The following is a 20,484-nucleotide window of genomic DNA, read 5'->3' as shown; positions in this document are numbered from 1 at the left end:
GTCCGCCGACGGTCGCGGGCGCGAGCCTCAGGGATTGACGACCGCGCCGGCGTAGACGTTGTCCGGGGTGACGATCTCCGTGACGGCCCTGGCGACCAGGGTGGACGGCTCCTGGCCCTGGTAGGTGATGTCCGTGTTGATCATGACGACGAGGGTGGCCTTCTTCGCGGGCAGGTAGACGGTCACGGTCTCGTATCCCGGCAGGGAGCCGTTGTGCCCGATCCATCCGCTCGCGTCGAAGATGCCGAGGCCGTACGACGTTCCCGGGAATCCGGTCGGCAGTGTCCTGAGGCGCTGTGCCTGGGTCGCGGGGCTGAGCAGCGTGCCGGTGGCGACGACCTTGGCCCAGTGGCGCAGGTCCTGGAGGTTCGAGATCATCGCCCCGGCCGCCCAGGCCCAACTCGGGTTCCAGTTCGTGGAGTTCGCGACCTCGCCGCTCAGGGTCTGGTCGGTGTAGCCCTGCGGGTGCGGCTTGGGGAACTCGTTCCCCTTCGGGAACAGGGTGTGCCGCAGATGGGCCGGGCGCAGGACCCGCCGCTCGATGACGTCGCGCAGCTTGTGACCGGTGACCTTCTCGACGACCAGGCCCAGCAGGATGAGGTTGGTGTTGGAGTACTCGAACTGCGCGCCCGGGGCGAAGGTGTTCGGATGCTTGAAGCCGTACGCGAGCAGCTCCCGCGGGATGAAGGCGCGCTGCGGGTCGCTCAGCAGGTCGTGCTCGAAGTCCGCGTCGGAGGTGTACGGGAACAGTCCGCTGCGCATCTCGGCGAGCTGACGCAGCGTGATCCGGCGGCCGTTCGGCACGCCGGGGATGTACCGGGAGATCGGGTCGTCCAGCCGGACCCGGTGCCGGTCGACGAGTTCGAGCAGCGCGGTGACGGTGAAGGTCTTGGTCTCGCTGCCGATCCGGACGTAGGAGTCGGCGGACATCGGCTCGCGGGTGGCCTTGTCCGCGACACCGGTCGCGCGGACGTAGTTCCCCTTGCCTGGCATCCACAGCCCGACGACCACGCCGGGAATACCGGCCTGCCGGCGGACGTCCGCGATGGCCTTGTCCAGCCGGGCGCTCAGCGCGGGGCCGAGACTGTCGCGTGCGCCGTCGTCCTTGCCGTACCCGTCCGTGTCCGTCGCGCGGACGCCTGCCGGGCGGACATCCGCCGCGTGGACGGCCGCGGCCGACGTCGCTGTCATCGGGGCCAGCACGGACGCCGCGAGCAGCGCCGCGACGAACGGACGGCGGTAGGGGGTACGTCGCATGGGGGGAGCCTCTTCCGGATCAGATCCAGCTCACGGGAACAGACGGCAACACCACCATCCGCACCCCCGGCAGGAGCCCCGGTCCGATGAGCGTTCCGGCAAGTCCACTCGTTCGGCGCTACCGAGGCTCGGGGTGTGGTGCCTGGGCACGGAGGCTCGGTGCCTGGGGCACGGAGGCAAGCGATACGGTCCGCAACCCTTCGGCTCACCCGTGTGTCTGGCTGTACGGCGTGGACGACCAGGACAGGTGTGGCCGGGGCCGGGGCCGGGGCAGGGGGAGCGGTGAGCAGGGGATGGAACGGGGGGACGGGATGAGGGGACGGACGAACCGTCGGGACCGGCTCCGGGAGGGGGCGTCGGCACGGCGTCCGCTGCTCGTGATCGCCGGTCTGTTCGCCGTGGGCACGCTCGTGACCTGGCTCGCGGTGACGCATCTCGCGTACGCCACGGGTGTGGCGGGCACGTCCGGTCACCTCGGCGTCCAGGCCTGCTCGTGGAGCCGTACCGGAGGCCACCGGTATCCGCACTGCCACGGCATCTTCCGCTCCGACGACGGGACCGTGGTGGATCCCGACGCCACGATCGACAGCGACCTGCCTGTCGGCAGCACGGTCGCGTTGCGGCGGACGGCCCACGACAGCTATGAACAGATCGGCGTGGACGCCACGTTCGGTTGGCTGGCGCTCTCCCTGTTCGGCCTGGTGGTGCTGGTTCTGGGGGCCATGGCCGTACGCTCCCGGGCGGGTGCGCAGGGCAGCTCCCGGGCGCTGTCGGTACTGCTCGGCGTGCTGGTCGCCGCGATGCTGACCAGCGCGTTCATCGGCGGGGTGGCGGGGATCGCCGAGTCGTTCTGAGTCCGGCCCCCGGAGCGCGCTCGCAGGCGTGATCCACCGCACCGCGAACGTCGTGGGAGGGGCGTCGCCTGCTCGTGCTCGACGAACCGACATACCAGCGTAGTCGGAACGCCGACCGTTCTTTCCTCATCTCCCGGGCACGGCCGAACCGACCCGCGTCCTGACCGCGGACGAGACGCGGACCTGGTTCGCGCGCACGTCGCCCGGCAACGGGATCCGTCGGCCTTCCTGAGAGGGTGGACCAGGCCGTCACCGCTCCGGGCGCTGACGGGTGAAGCGTCGGGCGGTGAGACGACCGGGAGCCTTTGAAGGCTCCGTCACGCGTCTTGGCGTTCTCATGGAAGGAGACCGACCGCATGGAGTTCGTATTCTCCGGCCGAGTGATCGAATGGCGCGGACCGTCGCCGTACTACTTCGTGCGTGTACCGGACGAGGAGTCCGCCGACATCCGCGAGGTTGCCGCAATGGCCACCTACGGCTGGGGCGTGATCCCGGTCGAGGCTCGGATGGGAGAGGTCGCCTTCGAGACGTCGCTCTTTCCCAAGGACGGCGGCTACTTGCTGCCGCTCAAGGTGGCCGTGCGCAAGCCGAGCGGCCTCTCGGCAGGGGACGACGTGACGGTGAGGATGGCGGTCCGCCTCCAGGAACCCCGGCCCCGCTAGGTTCGCGGTCACGGCACCGCTTGTTCCGCAAGGAAGGCGAGCCTGTGCGCGGGGACTTGGTGATGTCGGTCCAAGCCCGACGAGGCACGGTGCCGGGGCAAACGGGTGTTCGGCCACTCAGTACCAGCGGACTTGGCCGGCTGCCCCCTGCCCCGTACGGGCGGCGTGGCGGAGAACACGCAGCGGGCCGTCGAGCAGATCCTCTGCGTCGTGGGCAGGATCGTCACCCAGGCCGGACGTCCACGCGTGGATCCGCTCGATCGCGTCACGACGTGGGGTCCCGGTCAGGGCAAGGGTCTCCTCGGTCGCGGGCAACTGAGCGCCGACTTGCCCGGCATCGAGCAGGAACTCCCCGAACCAGCCCGGAAGCCGCAGCGTCGCGTCGGGACCCAGCGCGTAGGCCAAGGCGGAGAACGGGCTTGCCCTGCGCACCACGGCCACGAACAAATCCTCCCCGACATCAGGTGGAAAGTGGTCCATGACGGCGTCGCGCAGCGCCTCCGCGTGGTCGGAGCCGTCGTAGCGGGCATCGAGGAATGTGCTCGACCGGAGGGCGTCCTCGTCAGCGTTCCAGCTGCCCGGAGAGCTCGTCGACGTGCTGAACAAGGACACCCGCGCCGGCGTCGGCGACGAGTCCTGAACCGAGGTGCCCAGCAGTTCTCGTACCTTCTGGTCGGGCACCGCGCCGACGATCCACACACCTGTGACGCTCAACTCCGCCTCCCGCCATCCACAACACCCCGACGTCCATTACGCCGGCATCGCGGAACCAGTACCCGGACCGCCGGGCCGCAGGGGAAGTCCACTGGCACCGAGGAGGCCTGCGGGTCAGGGCTTCAGGCCCGGGTTGTGGCCCGCGAGTGCCCGTGAGCGTCGGTGAGCGCCCGGCGGGCAAGCGACTTCCCGGGGCACGCTCACCCCCGCGGCGCTGTCAGTGCGACAGCGTCGCCGGGCTGCCGCCGTTCGCCTCGTAGCCCGCCACCGCCAGCGCGCGGTATATCGCGTAGTCCGAGGCCGGGTCGGGGCTCAGGGTCCAGGGCAGGGCGCCGACGTGGCCGTCCACGCGCACCAGCTGGTCCATCGCCTCGGACCAGCGCTCGCCGCGGACCAGGAAGCAGACCAGCAGATGGCGGACGTGGGCGAGCATCGGGTCGTCGGGGCGGGCCGCGTGGACCGCGTACAGCGCGCCGTGGACGGCCTTGGTCACGACCTCGCTCTGATAGAAGCTGCGGACCAGGTTCACCTCGGGAAGGTGCTCGAAGACCGCGAAGAGCGGCATCGCCGCGAGGAGGGAGCCCTGCGGCGCGCGTGCCGCCGCGGCCTCCGCGAACGCGTACGCCGTCTCCCGCGAGCCGTGCCACTTCTCGCACCAGTAGTGCAGGGCCGCCAGATGCGCGCCCATGTGGGAGGGCGAGCGGTCCAGGATCTTCAGCCAGAGCTTCTCGAACTCCGGCTGGGAGTATCCGAGTCCACGGGCCACCGACAGCTCGATGATGTACGGGATCGGGTCACCGGGGGACAGCAGCGCCGCGTCGCCGCACGCGGACCGAGCCTCCTCCATGATGATCCGGAAGTCGTCGGACCCCGGCGTCGACGTCCGCCAGGCCTGCTGCACCAGGAACTCGGCATGCACCGCAGCGCCGCCCGCGTCCTTGGGGGCCTCGGCACGCCACACGCGCAGCCACTGGCCGCCCGGTGTCTCGCTGACCCCGCCGGGGCGCTGCTGGAGCTCCAGGGCGGCGGCGCCCGCGAAGGCCTGCACCCGCTGCCAGCGGGTCTCGCCCTCGGTCTCCGTGCCGGCCAGGAGCTGCGAGGCCGCGCGATAGTCCTGGGTCCGCTGCACCACGTCCAGGACGTTCAGCAGATCCGCGTCCGGGCCGGGCATGCGGATGTCCAGCTCCTCCTGGCGCAGGAAGCCGTAGTTCGCCGGGTCCGCGGCGTCCGGGTCACCGGGCGTGACCAGTTGTATACCGGAGCGCCTGCGCCGGAACACCGGCAGCAGGACCATGCTGAACATGGCCAGCGCCATCAGGACCCAGAGAATCTGCATGCCTCCAGCGAACCAGACGGGTCCGACAATTGGCCAACCCGGTCCGTCACGCTGTGCGCGAAGGCCCTCCGCGCCGCCGGGCGTACGCGCGAAGACCCTCCGCGCCGCCGGGCGTACGCCGTCATGAACTCCTGGAGAGCACTAGGCTCGGGACTCATGAGCGACAGGCACATCAGTCAGCATTTCGAGACGCTCGCGATCCACGCGGGCAACACCGCCGATCCCCTCACCGGAGCGGTCGTCCCGCCGATCTACCAGGTCTCGACCTACAAGCAGGACGGCGTCGGCGGCCTGCGCGGCGGTTACGAGTACAGCCGCAGCGCCAACCCCACCAGGACCGCACTGGAGGAGAACCTCGCAGCCCTGGAGGGCGGCCGCCGCGGCCTCGCGTTCGCGTCGGGACTGGCGGCCGAGGACTGCCTGCTGCGTACGCTGCTCAGCCCCGGTGACCACGTGGTGATCCCCAACGACGCGTACGGCGGCACCTTCCGGCTCTTCGCCAAGGTCGTCTCCCGGTGGGGCGTGGAGTGGTCGGTGGCCGACACCAGCGACCTCGAGTCCGTGCGGGCCGCCCTCACCCCGAAGACCAAGGTGATCTGGGTCGAGACCCCCTCCAACCCGCTCCTCGGCATCACGGACATCGCCGCGGTCGCGCAGATCGCGCGCGAGGCGGGTGCCCGGCTCGTCGTCGACAACACCTTCGCGACCCCCTACCTCCAGCAGCCGCTCGCGCTCGGCGCGGACGTCGTCGTGCACTCCCTGACCAAGTACATGGGCGGCCACTCGGACGTCGTGGGCGGTGCCCTGATCACCGGCGACCAGGAACTCGGCGAGGAGCTGGCGTACCACCAGAACGCGATGGGCGCGGTCGCCGGGCCCTTCGACTCCTGGCTGGTGCTGCGCGGCACCAAGACGCTCTCCGTGCGCATGGACCGGCACAGCGAGAACGCGGGCCGCGTCGCCGAGATGCTCACGCGTCACGCGCGCGTGACGCGCGTTCTGTACCCGGGCCTCCCGGAGCACCCCGGTCACGAGATCGCCGCCAAGCAGATGCGGGCCTTCGGCGGCATGGTCTCCTTCCAGGTCGCGGGCGGCGAGGAGGCGGCCGTCGAGGTCTGCAACCGCGCCAAGGTGTTCACGCTCGGTGAGTCGCTGGGCGGGGTGGAGTCCCTGATCGAGCACCCGGGACGCATGACGCACGCCTCGGTCGCCGGCTCCGCGCTGGAGGTCCCCGCCGACCTCGTCCGTGTCTCCGTGGGCATCGAGAACATCGACGACCTGCTTCAGGACCTCCAGCAGGCCCTGGGCTGAGCCGGACACCCCGGGCCGCCACCAGCCGGTCAGCGGTGGTGGCCTGCGGTCACCAACCCGTCAGCGGTGGAGTCGTCTCCGAAGGCGGCTCCACCCACGGACGGGCCGTCACCGCCCAGACGGCGAAGACGACGGCAGCGCCGAACAGGGCCAGCCACAGCAGCCGCCGCACCGCCTTCCCGCGGCGCTGCATGCTCCTTCCGCGGCGTACCGTCTCGCCGTACAGGTCGGGCGGTACCACGGGCGCGGGCGCCTGCTCCAGCAGCCGTCGTACGGCCGCCTCGCGTTCCGGCAGATTCATGACGGCACCACCTCCACCCGGGTCGGCGCCGGGTCGCGGGGCGGGTGCAGCAGGGTCGCCATGGCGCGGGCGCAGATCGCCCGTACCCGTTCCGCGGGGAGTCCGAGCAGCGCCGCCGCCTGCTCCTCGGCGACCCCCTCGTACAGCCTGACGATGAGGATCAGCCGTTCCTGGGGCGTGAGCCCGGCCAGGACGTGGTCCGGGGAGGTGCGCCGGTGCCCGAAGCTCCCGTACTGGTGCCAGGCGGTGCGCTGGAAGCGCGCGATCAGTTGCCGGCGGGCGCTGTCGTAGGGATCCTCGCCGTGCAGCCGGTCCCAGGAGGCGTACGTATGGGCGAGGGCCAGTGTCAGCAGCCGCCGCGCGCGCGGGTTGGCGTCCACGGGCTCCGCGGTGAGCAGCGTGGCGGTGTGCAGCAGCCGTCCTGCGGCGCCCGCCACGAACGTCTCGAACTCCCGGGTGCGGCGGATGCCCTGGGAGGCACGCCTTTCTCGCACCACGCCTCCCGCCTGAGGACGACCCCGTGAGGGCGACCTCTGAGAAAGGGCCCGCGACCGCGTGCGACCCGACGCACCCCGTACGACGAGGACCCGGTCTCATATGAGGCCAGGTGGCGCCTTCCGGTCAAGAGTTCGGCGCACACGCACGTGCGCGTGCGGGGCGACGGAGGCCCGGAGGCCCCGGGTACGGACCGCGGCCCGCCCCCGGGACGCGGTTCAGGAGGCCTGTTCGGACTCCGGCGCAGACATGCCCTGGGTGGCCTGGCGGGCGGAGAGCGCGCCGTTGAAGCGGGTGAGGAGCGCGCAGAACACCTCACGCTCCTCCGGGGCCCATTCGTGTGTCAGCTCGGCCATCAACTGACGCCGGGACGCGCGTACTTCGTCGAGCCGGGACTGGCCGCGCGGGGAGAGCTGGAGCACCACGGCGCGTCCGTCCTCGGGGTGCGAGGTGCGCTTGACGAGCCCGGTGTCGACCAGCGGGGCGACCTGCCGGGTGACCGTCGAGGAGTCGATCCCCATGCTCGCCGCGAGCGCCTTGACGCCCATCGGGCCTTCCTTGTCGAGGCGGTTGAGCAGCAGGTAGGCGGCCCGGTCCATGGAGTTGCGCACCTGCCCCACCCCGCCTAGCCGGGTCTGTTCCGCACGGCGCGCGAAGACCGCGACCTCGTGCTGAAGGGCTTCGAGAAGACCGGTGTCACCGACGGTCGTCATGTCCATCGACATCTCTGGTGTAGTGGGCATGGCCGGGGGCTCAATTCATGCGTGGGGAGCTGGGTTGGGGGACAGGTTACGCGGCCGGGGCGCGGGCCGTACCGGCGCTGCGCAAACCGAGTCTCGGAGCGTGGTCACCATGGGAGTGCGCCCGCGTGAGCTGCGAGACTGGTGGTCATGAGCTACAGCACGGCTGACTCCTTTCCCAGTGTGACTCTCGACGACGTGCGCGGCGCGCAGAAGATGCTCACGGGTGTGGCGCGGGTGACCGCGATGGAGGGCAGCAGGTATCTGACCCAGCTGGTGGGCGCACCGGTGCAGTTCAAGTGCGAGAACCTCCAGCGGACGGGCTCGTTCAAACTGCGCGGCGCGTACGTGCGGATCGCGGGCCTGCTTCCGGAGGAGCGCGCCGCGGGCGTCGTCGCGGCGAGCGCGGGCAACCACGCGCAGGGTGTCGCGCTCGCCTCCTCGCTGCTCGGCGTGCGGTCCACCGTGTTCATGCCGAACGGCGCCCCGCTGCCCAAGGTCGCGGCCACCCGCGACTACGGCGCCGAGGTGAGGCTGCACGGGCAGGTGGTCGACGAGACCCTGGCCGCCGCGCAGGAGTACGCGCAGCGGACGGGCGCGGTGTTCATCCACCCCTTCGACCACCCCGACATCATCGCGGGGCAGGGCACGGTCGGCCTGGAGATCCTGGAGCAGTGTCCGGAGGTGCGCACGATCGTCCTCGGGATCGGCGGCGGCGGGCTCGCGGCGGGCGTGGCCGTCGCGGTGAAGTCGCTGCGCCCGGACGTACGGATCATCGGGGTACAGGCGGAGGGTGCGGCGGCGTACCCGCCCTCGCTCGCGGCAGGGCGGCCGCTGTCGGTCGAGAACCCGGCGACGATGGCCGACGGGATCAAGGTCGGCCGCCCCGGCGACGTACCGTTCCGCCTCGTCGAGGAGCTGGTCGACGAGGTCCGTACGGTCTCCGAGAACGACCTGTCCAGCGCGTTGCTGCTGTGCCTGGAGCGCGCCAAGCTGGTCGTCGAACCGGCCGGCGCGAGCTCCGTCGCGGCGCTGCTGAGCGATCCCGGCGCCTTCGAGGGCCCGGTCGTGGCGCTGCTGTCGGGCGGGAACGTTGATCCCCTGCTGATGCAGCGCATCCTGCGGCACGGCATGGCGGCGGGCGGCCGCTACCTGGCGGTCACACTGCGGCTCACCGACCGGCCCGGTGCCCTGGCCACGCTTCTCGGGGTGTTGTCAGTGGCGGACGCCAACGTCCTCGACGTGAGCCATGTACGGACCGATCCACGGCTCGGGCTCACGGAGGTGGAGGTCGAGCTGCACCTGGAGACGAAGGGGCACGATCACTGCGCCGAGGTGAACACGGCGCTGCGCGAGGCGGGGTACACGGTCATCGACTGAGGGCGCAGCCGCCCGTGGGGCCCGGTCGTCCCACTCGGGGAAAATCCATTGAGTGACGCGATACATCGCGTTACGGTGGGTCTGTGGATCGGCGCCGACAGGCCGGGCCGATGACTTTGTCGTCCCGCGCAAGTCCCCAGTACGCGCACATCCGAAAGTACGCGCACATCCGAAAATCCCCAACGACGTGGAGACCACTCATGCCAGGCGCCATATACGCCGAAGGCCTGGTGAAGACCTTCGGTGACGTAAGGGCTCTGGACGGCGTCGACCTCGATGTCCCGGAAGGCACCGTGCTCGGCCTGCTCGGGCCGAACGGCGCGGGCAAGACGACCGCGGTCCGCTGTCTGACGACCCTCCTGCGCCCCGACAGCGGCAAGGCCGTCGTCGCGGGCGTCGACGTGCTCAAGGACCCCGACGCGGTACGGCGCAGGGTCGGCCTCTCCGGGCAGTTCGCGGCGGTCGACGAATACCTGACCGGCCGCGAGAACCTCCAGATGGTCGGCCGGCTCTACCAGATGCGGGCGAAGGCCGCGAAGGTCCGCGCGGACGAGCTCCTGGAGCAGTTCAACCTCGCCGACGCCGCCGACCGCACCGCCAAGACGTACTCGGGCGGCATGCGGCGCCGTCTCGACCTGGCGGCGGCCCTGGTCGTGTCGCCCCCGGTGATGTTCATGGACGAGCCCACGACCGGCCTCGACCCGCGCAACCGCCAGCAGCTCTGGGACGTCATCAAGCAGCTCGTCTCCGGCGGTACGACGCTGCTGCTGACCACCCAGTACCTCGAAGAGGCCGACCACCTCGCACACGACATCTGCGTCGTCGACCACGGCCGCGTCATCGCCCGCGGCACGGCCGACGAGCTCAAGGCGCAGACCGGCGGCGAGCGCGTCGAGGTCGTCGTGCACGAGCGCGAGCACATCGCCACCGCCTCCGAGGTGCTGCGCGGCTTCGGCAAGGGCGAGACGACGGTCGAGGAGCACACCCGCAAGCTCACCGTGCCCGTCACCGGCGGCGCGAAGCTCCTCGCGGAGGTGATCCGCGAGCTGGACACCCGCGGCATCGAGATCGACGACATCGGCCTGCGCCGCCCCACCCTGGACGACGTCTTCCTCTCGCTCACCGGCCATGTCGCCGAGGGGAAGGCCGAGGAGAACGGCGGTTCCGGGGACGGCCGGGACGGCAAGGGCAAGGACGCCCGGAGCGACAAGAGCAGGAAAGAGGCCGCGAAGTGAGCGCCGTCAGCGACGCCGTGCGGGTCACGGCACCCTCGAACCCGGTCTACCAGTCCGTCCGGGACTCCCTGGTCATCGCCAAGCGGAACCTGATCAGAATGTCCAGGATCCCCGAGATGGTCATCTTCGGACTGATCCAGCCGATCATGTTCGTGGTGCTGTTCACCTATGTCTTCGGCGGGTCCATGAAGATCGGCGGCAGCACCAGCGCCACCGACTACACCAACTTCCTGATGGCCGGCATCTTCGCCCAGACCGTCACCTTCGCGACCGCGGGCGCCGGAGCGGGCATCGCCGACGACATGCACAAGGGCCTCATCGACCGCTTCCGGTCGCTGCCCATGGCGCGGGGCGCGGTGCTCACCGGCCGCACCCTGGCCGACCTCGTGCAGACCGCGCTGACCCTGCTGGTCCTCGCGGTGGTCGCGGTGATGGTCGGCTGGCGGGTCGGCTCGAACGGCAGCACCGACGCGTTCCGCGTCCTCGGGGCCTTCGGGCTGCTGCTCCTGCTCGGGTACGCGTTCACCTGGATCGGCGCGCTCATCGGCCTGTCCGTGCGGACGCCCGAGGCGGCCACCTCCGGCGGGCTGATCTGGCTCTTCCCGGTCACGTTCATCTCGAACGCGTTCGTGGACACCAGCAACATGACCCCCTGGCTGCGGCATGTCGCGGACTGGAACCCGTTCAGCGCCACCGTGCAGGCCTGCCGGGTGCTGTTCGCCAACCCGGGCGTGTCGACGTCCGACGCCTGGCCCATGCGGCACTCCCTGTGGGCCTCGGTGATCTACTCGGTCCTGATCGTGGTGATCTTCCGGACGCTCGCCGTCCGCAAGTACCGCTCGGCGACGGCGTGAGGTGTCGCTCGGCGTGACGGCGTGAGCTGCCGTTCGGCGTGACGGCGTGAGCTGCCGTTCGGCGCCGGCGTCACGCCGGCGCCACCCTCGACGCGGATATGACAGTGCCCCCGGCGTGCTGCCGGGGGCATCGTCGTCGCCGGTCTCGGGCTCAGCCCCGGTGCGGTTCGGCCTTGAGGATCTTCACCGAGGCGAGCTTGCCGTTCGGCAGCTCGTACTGGGCGTCCTCGCCGACCTTCTTGCCGTTCACTCCGGCGCCCAGCGGCGACTGCGGAGAGTACGTCTCCATGTCGGAGCTCGCGTACTCGCGGGAACCGAGCAGGAAGTCCAGGGTGTCGTCCTCGTCGCCGTCGAAGGCGATGGTCACGATCATGCCGGGCGCGACCACGCCGTCCGCCGCGGGAGCCTCGCCGACCTTGGCGTTCTCCAGGAGCTGGGTCAGCTGGCGCACACGGAGCTCCTGCTTGCCCTGCTCTTCCTTGGCCGCGTGGTACCCGCCGTTCTCGCGCAGGTCGCCCTCCTCGCGCGCGGCCGCGATCTTGGCGGCGATCTCCGTGCGCGCAGGACCAGACAGGTACTCCAGCTCGGCCCTGAGCTGGTTGTACGCCTCCTGGGTCAGCCAGGTGACGTTCTCGCTGGTCTGGGTCACAGGTGCTCCTCGTAGGTACTGGGAATACAAAGCATCGCCCTACCCAGAAGGATGTTCTCTCACGGGTGGGCGAAACCACGAGCCTAACAATTCAGCGGCTCCGAGGGGAGGACATAAGACATCAGAATTGCATCAACGCAGGTCAGCCGCAGCCTGGCCGTAGGGTCAGGCGCTGGTTGCCCAGAGTGACGCCGCCTGGGCCGATGCCGTCGGACCCCGGTCGGCGGTGCCGCTCAGCCCGAGTGGCAGCCGAGGAGTTCCGCCGTGGTGCCCCGCGCCGTCGTACGCAGGGTGACCACCTTGTCGAGGCGGGAGGAGTCCTGGTCGAAGCGGAAATCGGCGCGGCCCACCTCGAGGCCGTCGGCGGCCTGCGAACGCAACGTGCAGTAGCCCTTCGTACCGGCGTCCTTGTGCACCTCCAGGTGCACCTCGACCGCGCTGTCCGAGACCGCCTTGAAGGTGATCACCTGCGCGCTGATCTCGGACCCGGCGATGTAGTCGTAGCCGAACCAGCCGACCACACCGATCAGGGCGACTCCCAGGACACCGCCGATGACCCTGAGCTTCCGGTCGGCCCGCTCGTCCGCGGAGCGGCCGTACCGGCCCTCGGGCAACGTGCTCGCCGTACTCATGATCGTCCTCTCGGCCGGGTTCCAGAGCCGGACCCCGGAATTAATCGCCCCCCGATTCCGTCACTATAGAAGCCGCCCGCAGCGCGGAATCACGCCGGGCGCCGACAGCCGACCGACTCAGGCGACAGCCGACCGACCGAGGATTGAGTCTTGACTGACCAGCTGCGACTGATGGCCGTGCACGCCCACCCCGACGACGAGTCGAGCAAGGGTGCGGCCACCATGGCGAAGTACGTGTCCGAGGGGGTGGACGTGCTGGTCGTGACCTGCACGGGCGGGGAGCGCGGCTCCATCCTCAATCCCAAGCTCCAGGGCGACAAGTACATCGAGGAGAACATCCACGAGGTACGCAAGAAGGAGATGGACGAGGCCCGCGAGATCCTCGGCGTCAAGCAGGAGTGGCTCGGCTTCGTCGACTCCGGTCTGCCCGAGGGCGACCCGCTGCCGCCGCTGCCCGAGGGCTGCTTCGCCCTGGAGGACGTCGACAAGGCGGCCGGCGAGCTGGTCAAGCAGATCCGCTCGTTCCGCCCGCAGGTGATCACCACGTACGACGAGAACGGCGGCTACCCGCACCCCGACCACATCATGACCCACAAGATCTCGATGGTGGCCTTCGAGGGCGCGACGGACACCGAGAAGTACCCGGAGTCCGAGTTCGGGCCGGCGTTCCAGCCGCGGAAGCTGTACTACAACCAGGGCTTCAACCGGCCGCGCACCGAGGCGCTGCACCACGCGCTCCTGGACCGCGGCATGGAGTCGCCGTACGGGGACTGGCTGAAGCGCTGGAGCGAGTTCGAGCGCGCCGAGCGCACGCTGACCACGCACGTTCCGTGCGCGGACTTCTTCGAGATCCGTGACAAGGCGCTGATCGCGCACGCCACGCAGATCGACCCCGACGGCGGCTGGTTCAAGGTCCCCATGGACATCCAGCGGGAGGTCTGGCCGACCGAGGAGTACGAGCTCGCGAAGTCCCTCGTGGACACATCCCTCCCCGAGGCCGACCTCTTTGCGGGCATCCGCGACAATGCCTGACATGAGCGCAAGCCTGGCACTGACGCACCTCGTCCCCCTCGCCAAGGAGGTCGACGAGAACAAGGTCACCCCCGGCGTCCTCGGCTTCATCGTCTTCGCGGTGATGGCCCTGGCCGTCTGGGGCCTGATGAAGTCCATGAGCCGTCACATGGGCAAGGTCTCCTTCGAGCAGGACCCCGAGAACGAGGCGGCGCCCGCCGACGGCTCCGGCCCCGGCGGGAAGACCGCTCCCGCGAAGGGCTGAGCCGGCACCGCGAGGGGCCGAGCCCGAGCCCGAGCCCGAGCGCGCGCCGCCCGTGTGCGTCCGGCCCCCGTGGACCCGTGACCAGTGGACCCGTGGAACTCCGGTCCCCGTGGACCCTCGGGAGCTCGCGGACCCGCGGGAACCGTGAGCGATGACCGGCACCCCGGTGTGAGGCCTTCCGGTCACACGCCGGGCTCCGGCGCGCGCCCGGAAGCCCGGCCGGAACCCCGGCCGACCGCTCCGGCGTGCGTCCGAGGGGCCGGCCGCCTCACGTCGCGGTCACGTCACGTCGTCACGGTCACGCCCATCACATCGCGGGCGTGTCGTCCCGGCACCATCCCCAGGCGCCAGGCCTGCCAGCCGGCGTCCAGGTCCACTCCCCGCTCCAGCAGCAGCCGGTACGCCTCGATGAAGTCGTCCAGCCTGCCGTCGCGGGTGGAGTGGCCGGCCCGCGAGAGCTGCGACAGCTCCTCCAGGGCCACGGCGGCGCCCACCTCGTGCCCGCCCGGCGCCGCGTAGGGGAGCAGCGTGCAGCGCAGGAAACGGGCCCAGTCCTCCCCGCGGCGGTCGCCGTACGAGGCGAACAGGCCGGCGGCCTCGTCGCACAGCGACAGCGCCTGCCGGGTGCGGGCGTTGCCCGCGTCGACGACGGCGAGTTCCAGGCACGTCCACGCCTCGCCGTGAGCCACCCCGATGCGCTGGAAGTCCGCGCGGGCGTCGACGAGGAGCTGGCGGGCGAAGCCCGAGTTCCGCAGGGAGCCCGTCTGCGCGGCGCGCTGGTCGCGGGTCACGCGGGCGGAGTGGTGACGGGCGCAGGCCAGCCCGTAGACGTCCCGCATGCGCGAGAACATCGTCCTCGACCGCTCCAGCTCCCGCACCGCCCGGTCCAGGTCGCCGGTCTCCTCCAGGGACTGGCCCAGGTAGTACACCGTCCAGGCCTCGCCGCGCGCGTCCTCGTTCTCGCGGTGCCGGGAGGCCGCCTGGCGCAGCCCGTCGACCGCGGCCGACGGGTCGCCCTCGACGAGTCTCGCGCGGGCGAGCTGGGTGAGCGCCCAGGCCTCCCCACGGGCGTCGCGCGTACGGCCGTACAGATCGAGCGCCTCGCGCAGTTCACGTTCGGCGCGCGGTACGTCGCCCATGCGCAGCCCGAGCTGGCCGAGCTGGAAGTGGGCCCAGGCCTCGCCGTGCACCGAGCCGCTCTCGCGGTGCAGGACCAGGGCCTCGGTGAGGAGGCCCAGCGCCTGGCCGAGCCGGGACCGGTCGCGCTCCACCGCCGCGAGCGCGTGCATCGTCCAGGCGCGGTCGGCCGCCAGCTCGGGTGAGGCCTGAAGGTCCATGGCCTCCTGGAGCTTGGCCGCCGCCTCGACGAGGGTGCCCTGGTGGTGCAGCGTGATGCCGAGGGAGCACAGCGCCCTGGCGGCCCCCGCGTCGTGATGGGCCTCGAAATAGAGATCCACCACCGCGGCCAGGGTCGTCCGCGCCTTGTCCAGCTCGCCGAGCTGGCGGGCCGCGATACCGGTGCGCCACTGCACCGAGCGGACCAGGAGCCCCTGGTCGACGGCCTGGGTCAGCTCGCTGATCTCGCCCAGCCGGTACAGATCGCCGCGCAGCAGGCAGTAGTCGCACAGAGCGCCCAGCAGATGGAGCACCGCCGCCTGGTCCACCCCCTCCGCGTGCCGCAGGGCCGCCGTGATGAAGCTCGACTCGTCGTCCAGCCAGCGCAGCGCGGCGTCCAGGGAGGTGAAGCCCTGCGGCCCGAACTGGTCGGCGCGCGTCGACGTCCTGCCGTCCACCAGGCGGATCACCGAATCGGCGAGTTCCGCGTAGTTCACGATCAGCCGCTCCTGCGCCGCCGCGCGCTCCGAGGCCTCCTCCTCGTCGAGGAGGCGGGCCGCCGCGAAGGTCCGCACGAGATCGTGCAGGCGGTAGCGGCTGCCGCGCACGTGGTCGATCAGACCCGCCCGGGACAGCGCGGTCAGATGACGGACGGCCTCGGGTTCGTCCGTCGCGAGCAGGGACGCCGCGGCTGCCGCACCCAGCGAGGCCCGGCCGGCCAGGGCCAGCCGGCGCAGCAGCCGGCGCGCCGTGTCCGACTGGTCCGTGTAGCGCAGCCACAGCACCCGTTCGACGGGCTCCACCGGGCCGTAGGCCGCGAGGTCGCCGGCGAGAGCGCGCGGGGTGCGGGGGCCGAGCGAGGAGCCCGCGACCCGCAGCGCCAGCGGCAGACCGCCGCACAACTCCCGTATCCGGTCGGAGGATTCGGCGTCGTACGGACCGGAGGCGTCCTGCGCCGCCGCGGTCAGCAGCTCCTCGGAGCCCGCCGCGTCCAGTGCCTCCACGGGGAGCTGGTGCACCCAGGCGGAAAGACCGGCGGGCAGGTCGAGGGGTTTGCGCGCGGTCACCAGGACCAGGCTCTCGGAGCGCTCGGGGACCAGGGTGCGTACCTGCTCGGCGTCGCTCGCGTCGTCCAGCACGATCGTCACGGGCAGGCCGGTCAGATGCTGGTGGTACAGCTCGCTCAGTCGTTTGACCTGCTGGTCCTGCGAGGAGCGTTCGCGGAAGAGGAGCTGTTCGCGCGGGGCGCCCAGCCGGTTCAGCAGGTGGAGGAGCGCGTCGCGGGTGGTGAGCGGCGGATCGTCCGGGCTGTCGCTCCGCAGGTCGACCACGCACGCGCCGCGGAACTGGTCCTTGAGGGCGTGCGCCGCCCGGACCGCGAGGGTGCTGCGGCCGGAGCCGGGGGCGCCGTGCAGCACGACGACCGTCGGTCTCGTCTCCGTGCTCGCGCGGGCCGCGTGAACCCACTGCGCGATCCGCGACAGTTCGGTGCGGCGCCCGGTGAACGGGCCCTCCTGTTCCGGGAGCTGGCCGAAGGAATGCTCCAGCACGCTGCGCCGGCGGGCGGCCGCGCTCTTGTCGGTGCGCCGCAGCTGGGGAGCGCCCTTCTTGGCGCCGGTGGTGGCGCTGAGCACCCGCTGCTGGTCGAGGAACGGCCGGATGCCCCGTACCTCCAGGGCCGTCAGCCACTGGAGGCGCAGCTGCTCGGGGCCGCCGGGCTGCCCCAGGGCTCCGGCGCGGCGGCTCGCGGCGGGTACGTGCGAGGCCGTCACCTTGAGGACGGTGGCCGTCGCGCCCGCCACGGCCACCGTCGCTCCGGTGCCGACGGCCGTGCCGGCGCCGGTGCCGAGGGCCAGGTCGCAGGCGACGGCGGCGAGCGCGCCGACCGCGGCCACCAGCAGGGGAGTTCCGGATCCCTCGCGGGCGAACCGCTGCCCGAAGGTCAGCCGTCCGGCCTCGGACTCGTCCAGCGCCCGTGTGTACGCCGTGTACTCCTCGGCGGCCGTCTCCGCCATCGCGTCGAGCGAGGCCCGCGCCCGGGACAGTAACGCGGTCCCGTCCGCACGCCCCCCTGAGCGGCGCACCTCCTCCTCGACGGCCCGGACCAACAGCCGCTCGGCCTCCGCCCGATGGCCGTCCCGCATGTCACGTCCCCCCTCCGGCAGCAACTCCCTGGCCTACGAGTGTCCTTCGGCCGGGACGCGAACGCGAGGGGGCGTCGATCATTCGCCGCGATCGAAGGCGCCGGACTCCGGAGCCCGCCCCCTCGGACGCACGAGCTCCGGCTGTTCATCGCGTGGGGCGCGGCTTTTGGAGAGAGCGAGGAACACGCAGGCGCAGGCGAGCCCCGCCTCCGCCACCGCGCAGGCCAGGGCCTGGACCAGCGGGGCGCCCGGCTGCGCGGTGGTTATGTCGAACCAGGCGTCGAGCACCGCGACGGCTGCCGTCGCCGAGGCGGTCAGCCGGGCGCGCGGATCGCGGCGCAGCCCCAGCACGGCGGTCGCCGCGCAGCCCGTGGCCATCAGCACGTCGAGTCCCGCCCAGGCCACCTGCCAGTTCCGCACCTCGGTGCTCGCCGGGAGCGTCCGCACGAGGAGCACCATCCACGGCACGAGCGCCACGGCGATGACACCGAGCAGCACCAGAGCCCAGTCGCTTCGCATCACGGCGCGATTCGTCTTCATGCCTCCACGATAGGACCACAGAGGAATTTCTGCAAAGAAAATTCTGCAGAACTAGTTCTGTGGAAGGGATGGGTCGGGGATACCGTGTCCGTATGCCCGACCCCGAGCTGACCGGTCTCGAACGCACCGCCCTGTACAAGTCCCTCGGCAACCCGCTGCGCCGCCGCATCCTCGACTACCTCGGCCGGCACGGCGAGGCGAACTCGACCGTGCTCGCCAGGGAACTCGGCGAGAGCTCCGGCACGACCAGCTACCACCTGCGCAAGCTGGCCGACCAGCACCTGATCGAGGAGATCGCGGAGAAGTCGGGCGGCCGTGAACGCTGGTGGCGGGCCCTGCCGTTCAGTCACACCACACCCGATCCGGCCACGATGGCCCCCGAGGAGCTCGCGGCCGCCGAGGGCGTGGCGCGCCTGAGGATCGAGATGGACACCGGGCTGTACCTCCGGGCGCACAAGGAGTACGCGGGGCCCGAGGGGTGGGCCCAGGTCCAGCGCTCCGGCAACTGGATGACCAGGGAAGAACTCCTGGACTTCGTACGCGAGTACCGGGCGCTCCTGGACCGGTACGGCCACGCTCGTGAAGACGCCCCCGACGGGGCGCGCCCGGTGCATCTGCGCTTCTACGCCGTCCCGGACGCCGTGGGAGAGTGGCAGGGTGAACCGACTGGCCCATGAGACGTCCCCGTATCTGCTCCAGCACGCCGACAACCCCGTCGACTGGTGGCCGTGGTCGGCCGAGGCCTTCGACGAGGCCCGCAGAAGCAACCGGCCCGTTCTGCTGAGCGTCGGGTACAGCAGCTGCCACTGGTGTCATGTCATGGCCCACGAGTCCTTCGAGGACGGGGCGACCGCCGCCTATCTGAACGAGCACTTCGTCAGCGTCAAGGTCGACCGCGAGGAACGGCCGGACGTCGACGCCGTCTACATGGAGGCGGTGCAGGCGGCGACCGGGCAGGGCGGCTGGCCGATGACCGTGTTCCTCACCCCGGACGCCGAGCCCTTCTACTTCGGCACCTACTTCCCGCCCGAGCCGCGCCACGGCATGGCCTCCTTCCGGCAGGTGCTGGAGGGTGTGTCGACCGCCTGGAACGACCGGCGGGACGAGGTCGCCGAGGTCGCCGGGAAGATCACGCGGGATCTCGCCGAGCGGGAGATGTCCTTCGGGGACAGCCGGGTGCCGGGCGAGGAGGAGCTGGCCGGCGCGCTGCTCGGGCTCACCCGGGACTACGACGCGGCGCGCGGCGGATTCGGCGGTGCACCCAAGTTCCCGCCGTCCATGGTGATCGAGTTCCTGCTGCGCCACCACGCGCGGACCGGTTCCGAAGGCGCGCTTCAGATGGCCGTGGACACCTGTGAGCGGATGGCGCGCGGCGGTCTCTACGACCAGCTCGGCGGCGGCTTCGCCCGCTATTCCGTCGACCGGGACTGGGTGATCCCCCACTTCGAAAAAATGCTCTATGACAACGCCCTCCTCTGCCGGGTCTACGCCCATCTCTGGCGTTCCACCGGGTCCGAGCTCGCGCGGCGGGTCGCGCTGGAGACGGCGGACTTCCTGGTGCGCGAACTGCGCACCGACGAGGGCGGGTTCGCCTCGGCGCTCGACGCCGACAGTGACGACGGCACCGGCAGGCACGTCGAGGGCGCGTACTACGTGTGGACGCCGGCGCAGTTGCGTGAGGTGCTCGGGGACGCGGACGCCGAGTTCGCGGCGCGGTACTTCGGGGTCACCGAGGAGGGCACCTTCGAGGAAGGGGCCTCTGTGCTCCAACTGCCGCAGCAGGAAGGGGTCTTCGACGCCGAGAGGCTCGCCTCGGTACGGGAGCGGCTGCTCGCGGCGCGGGCCGGGCGGCCCGCCCCGGGGCGCGACGACAAGGTGGTCGCCGCCTGGAACGGGCTCGCGGTGGCCGCCCTGGCGGAGACCGGCGCCTACTTCGGCCGCCCCGACCTGGTGGAGGCCGCGATCGGCGCCGCCGACCTCCTCGTACGGCTGCACATGGACGACCGGGCGCGCCTCGCCCGTACCAGCAAGGACGGCCGGGCCGGCGCCCACGCGGGGGTGCTGGAGGACTACGCGGACGTCGCCGAGGGCTTCCTCGCGCTGACGTCCGTGACCGGGGAAGGGGTCTGGCTGGAGTTCGCCGGGTTCCTGCTCGACCATGTCCTCGCGCAGTTCACGGACGCCGAGTCGGGTGCGCTGTACGACACGGCGGCCGACGCCGAGCGGCTGATCCGCCGCCCGCAGGATCCCACCGACAACGCGACGCCCTCGGGGTGGAGTGCGGCGGCCGGGGCGCTGCTGTCGTACAGCGCGCAGACCGGCGCGGAACCCCATCGCACCGCCGCCGAGCGGGCGCTCGGCGTGGTGAAGGCGCTGGGGCCCCGGGCGCCCCGTTTCATCGGGTGGGGGCTCGCGGTGGCCGAGGCGCTGCTCGACGGTCCCCGGGAGGTCGCGGTGGTGGGCGAGGAGAGCGATCCGGCCACAACGGCCCTGCGGCGTTCGGCACTTCTGGGCACCGCGCCGGGAGCCGTCGTGGCGGTGGGGGTGCCGGAGAGTGAGGAGCTGCCACTGCTCGCCGGCCGCCCGCTGGTGGACGGGAAGCCGGCAGCGTACGTCTGCCGTAACTTCGTCTGCGACATCCCGACGACCGATCCCGACCGGCTTCGCGAGGTCCTGAACGGCCGAAACACGTAACCCCCAACCGGTCCAAACGCCCCCAGAGAACGATTTGTTCGGCAATTTGACCGAGCGTGATGAAACACGCTCTTC

At 71.3% G+C, this 20,484-nt stretch carries 20 protein-coding genes; 10 read left to right on the top strand and 10 right to left on the bottom strand.

Going from position 1 to position 20,484, the window contains the following annotated elements; all coding sequences use genetic code 11:
• Nucleotides 1-27: 27 nt before the first annotated feature.
• Nucleotides 28-1,257, bottom strand: a complete 1,230-nt coding sequence (locus OG780_RS16175) for a serine hydrolase domain-containing protein (RefSeq protein ID WP_328448835.1) — start codon at nucleotides 1,255-1,257, stop codon at nucleotides 28-30.
• A gap of 311 nt (nucleotides 1,258-1,568) precedes the next feature.
• On the opposite strand from OG780_RS16175, the gene OG780_RS16170 reads away from it, so the two are divergent.
• The gene (locus tag OG780_RS16170) at nucleotides 1,569-2,111 is read left to right on the top strand and encodes a hypothetical protein (RefSeq protein WP_328448833.1); all 543 of its coding nucleotides are present in this window, start codon (nucleotides 1,569-1,571) and stop codon (nucleotides 2,109-2,111) included.
• A gap of 356 nt (nucleotides 2,112-2,467) precedes the next feature.
• On the top strand, nucleotides 2,468-2,773 hold the full coding sequence (locus OG780_RS16165; protein ID WP_328448831.1) for a DUF1905 domain-containing protein: 306 nt from the start codon (nucleotides 2,468-2,470) through the stop codon (nucleotides 2,771-2,773).
• A gap of 117 nt (nucleotides 2,774-2,890) precedes the next feature.
• On the opposite strand, the gene OG780_RS16160 is transcribed toward OG780_RS16165, so the two are convergent.
• Both OG780_RS16160 and OG780_RS16155 read right to left on the bottom strand, forming a co-directional pair.
• On the bottom strand, nucleotides 2,891-3,454 hold the full coding sequence (locus OG780_RS16160; protein WP_328448829.1) for a hypothetical protein: 564 nt from the start codon (nucleotides 3,452-3,454) through the stop codon (nucleotides 2,891-2,893).
• A 250-nt stretch (nucleotides 3,455-3,704) separates the two neighbouring features.
• Nucleotides 3,705-4,823 (bottom strand): hypothetical protein, encoded by a 1,119-nt coding sequence (locus tag OG780_RS16155; RefSeq protein ID WP_328448827.1) that lies wholly within the window; start codon nucleotides 4,821-4,823, stop codon nucleotides 3,705-3,707.
• A 156-nt stretch (nucleotides 4,824-4,979) separates the two neighbouring features.
• Between OG780_RS16155 and OG780_RS16150 the strand changes: the two genes are divergently transcribed.
• On the top strand, nucleotides 4,980-6,134 hold the full coding sequence (locus OG780_RS16150) for a cystathionine gamma-synthase (protein ID WP_328448825.1): 1,155 nt from the start codon (nucleotides 4,980-4,982) through the stop codon (nucleotides 6,132-6,134).
• 49 nt (nucleotides 6,135-6,183) lie between these two features.
• On the opposite strand, the gene OG780_RS16145 is transcribed toward OG780_RS16150, so the two are convergent.
• The 3 genes from OG780_RS16145 to OG780_RS16135 all read right to left on the bottom strand — a co-directional run bounded on the left by OG780_RS16145 (nucleotide 6,184) and on the right by OG780_RS16135 (nucleotide 7,655).
• Nucleotides 6,184-6,435, bottom strand: coding sequence for a hypothetical protein (locus OG780_RS16145; protein WP_328448823.1), 252 nt, complete (start codon nucleotides 6,433-6,435; stop codon nucleotides 6,184-6,186).
• Entirely contained in the window at nucleotides 6,432-6,929 is a 498-nt protein-coding gene (locus OG780_RS16140; protein WP_328448821.1) for a sigma factor-like helix-turn-helix DNA-binding protein, read from the bottom strand. Before OG780_RS16140 ends, OG780_RS16145 begins: the two co-directional genes overlap by 4 nt.
• 219 nt (nucleotides 6,930-7,148) lie before the next feature.
• On the bottom strand, nucleotides 7,149-7,655 hold the full coding sequence (locus OG780_RS16135) for a MarR family winged helix-turn-helix transcriptional regulator (RefSeq protein WP_328458162.1): 507 nt from the start codon (nucleotides 7,653-7,655) through the stop codon (nucleotides 7,149-7,151).
• Nucleotides 7,656-7,820: 165 nt separating this feature from the next.
• On the opposite strand from OG780_RS16135, the gene ilvA reads away from it, so the two are divergent.
• The 3 genes from ilvA to OG780_RS16120 all read left to right on the top strand — a co-directional run bounded on the left by ilvA (nucleotide 7,821) and on the right by OG780_RS16120 (nucleotide 11,139).
• Nucleotides 7,821-9,050, top strand: a complete 1,230-nt coding sequence (gene ilvA / locus OG780_RS16130) for a threonine ammonia-lyase (protein ID WP_328448819.1) — start codon at nucleotides 7,821-7,823, stop codon at nucleotides 9,048-9,050.
• A gap of 200 nt (nucleotides 9,051-9,250) precedes the next feature.
• Complete coding sequence (locus OG780_RS16125; RefSeq protein WP_328448817.1) at nucleotides 9,251-10,285, top strand: ATP-binding cassette domain-containing protein; 1,035 nt, start codon at nucleotides 9,251-9,253, stop codon at nucleotides 10,283-10,285.
• Nucleotides 10,282-11,139 (top strand): ABC transporter permease, encoded by an 858-nt coding sequence (locus tag OG780_RS16120; protein WP_326785820.1) that lies wholly within the window; start codon nucleotides 10,282-10,284, stop codon nucleotides 11,137-11,139. Before OG780_RS16125 ends, OG780_RS16120 begins: the two co-directional genes overlap by 4 nt.
• A 151-nt stretch (nucleotides 11,140-11,290) precedes the next feature.
• On the opposite strand, the gene greA is transcribed toward OG780_RS16120, so the two are convergent.
• Both greA and OG780_RS16110 read right to left on the bottom strand, forming a co-directional pair.
• Nucleotides 11,291-11,788, bottom strand: a complete 498-nt coding sequence (gene greA, locus OG780_RS16115; RefSeq protein ID WP_326785819.1) for a transcription elongation factor GreA — start codon at nucleotides 11,786-11,788, stop codon at nucleotides 11,291-11,293.
• A gap of 233 nt (nucleotides 11,789-12,021) precedes the next feature.
• Nucleotides 12,022-12,420 carry a DUF4307 domain-containing protein gene (locus OG780_RS16110; protein ID WP_328448814.1) on the bottom strand — a complete coding sequence of 133 codons (399 nt, stop codon included), beginning with the start codon at nucleotides 12,418-12,420 and terminating at the stop codon, nucleotides 12,022-12,024.
• A 150-nt stretch (nucleotides 12,421-12,570) separates the two neighbouring features.
• On the opposite strand from OG780_RS16110, the gene mca reads away from it, so the two are divergent.
• Together mca and OG780_RS16100 are read left to right on the top strand one after the other, a co-directional pair.
• On the top strand, nucleotides 12,571-13,452 hold the full coding sequence (gene mca, locus OG780_RS16105; RefSeq protein WP_328448812.1) for a mycothiol conjugate amidase Mca: 882 nt from the start codon (nucleotides 12,571-12,573) through the stop codon (nucleotides 13,450-13,452).
• Nucleotides 13,445-13,696: a hypothetical protein gene (locus OG780_RS16100; RefSeq protein ID WP_328448810.1), complete on the top strand. Its 252-nt coding sequence runs from the start codon at nucleotides 13,445-13,447 to the stop codon at nucleotides 13,694-13,696. The genes mca and OG780_RS16100 overlap by 8 nt, the downstream gene beginning before the upstream one ends.
• A gap of 284 nt (nucleotides 13,697-13,980) precedes the next feature.
• Here the strand turns inward: OG780_RS16100 and OG780_RS16095 are convergent, their stop codons facing one another.
• Nucleotides 13,981-17,175 carry a tetratricopeptide repeat protein gene (locus OG780_RS16095; protein WP_328448808.1) on the bottom strand — a complete coding sequence of 1,065 codons (3,195 nt, stop codon included), beginning with the start codon at nucleotides 17,173-17,175 and terminating at the stop codon, nucleotides 13,981-13,983.
• Nucleotides 17,176-17,253: 78 nt separating this feature from the next.
• Nucleotides 17,254-17,715, bottom strand: a complete 462-nt coding sequence (locus tag OG780_RS16090; RefSeq protein ID WP_328448806.1) for a hypothetical protein — start codon at nucleotides 17,713-17,715, stop codon at nucleotides 17,254-17,256.
• A gap of 92 nt (nucleotides 17,716-17,807) precedes the next feature.
• Here OG780_RS16090 and OG780_RS16085 point away from each other — a divergent pair, with 92 nt between their 5' ends.
• Both OG780_RS16085 and OG780_RS16080 read left to right on the top strand, forming a co-directional pair.
• Nucleotides 17,808-18,392 carry an ArsR/SmtB family transcription factor gene (locus OG780_RS16085; protein ID WP_328448804.1) on the top strand — a complete coding sequence of 195 codons (585 nt, stop codon included), beginning with the start codon at nucleotides 17,808-17,810 and terminating at the stop codon, nucleotides 18,390-18,392.
• Nucleotides 18,373-20,409 (top strand): thioredoxin domain-containing protein, encoded by a 2,037-nt coding sequence (locus OG780_RS16080; protein ID WP_328448802.1) that lies wholly within the window; start codon nucleotides 18,373-18,375, stop codon nucleotides 20,407-20,409. Before OG780_RS16085 ends, OG780_RS16080 begins: the two co-directional genes overlap by 20 nt.
• The last annotated feature ends 75 nt before the right edge of the window (nucleotides 20,410-20,484 follow it).

The organism is Streptomyces sp. NBC_00386, assembly GCF_036063235.1.
In the GTDB taxonomy this organism is placed as follows: Bacteria; Actinomycetota; Actinomycetes; order Streptomycetales; family Streptomycetaceae; genus Streptomyces.
Note: the sequence above shows the minus strand (reverse complement) of the source record. Positions and strands in the feature narration are given on the sequence as shown.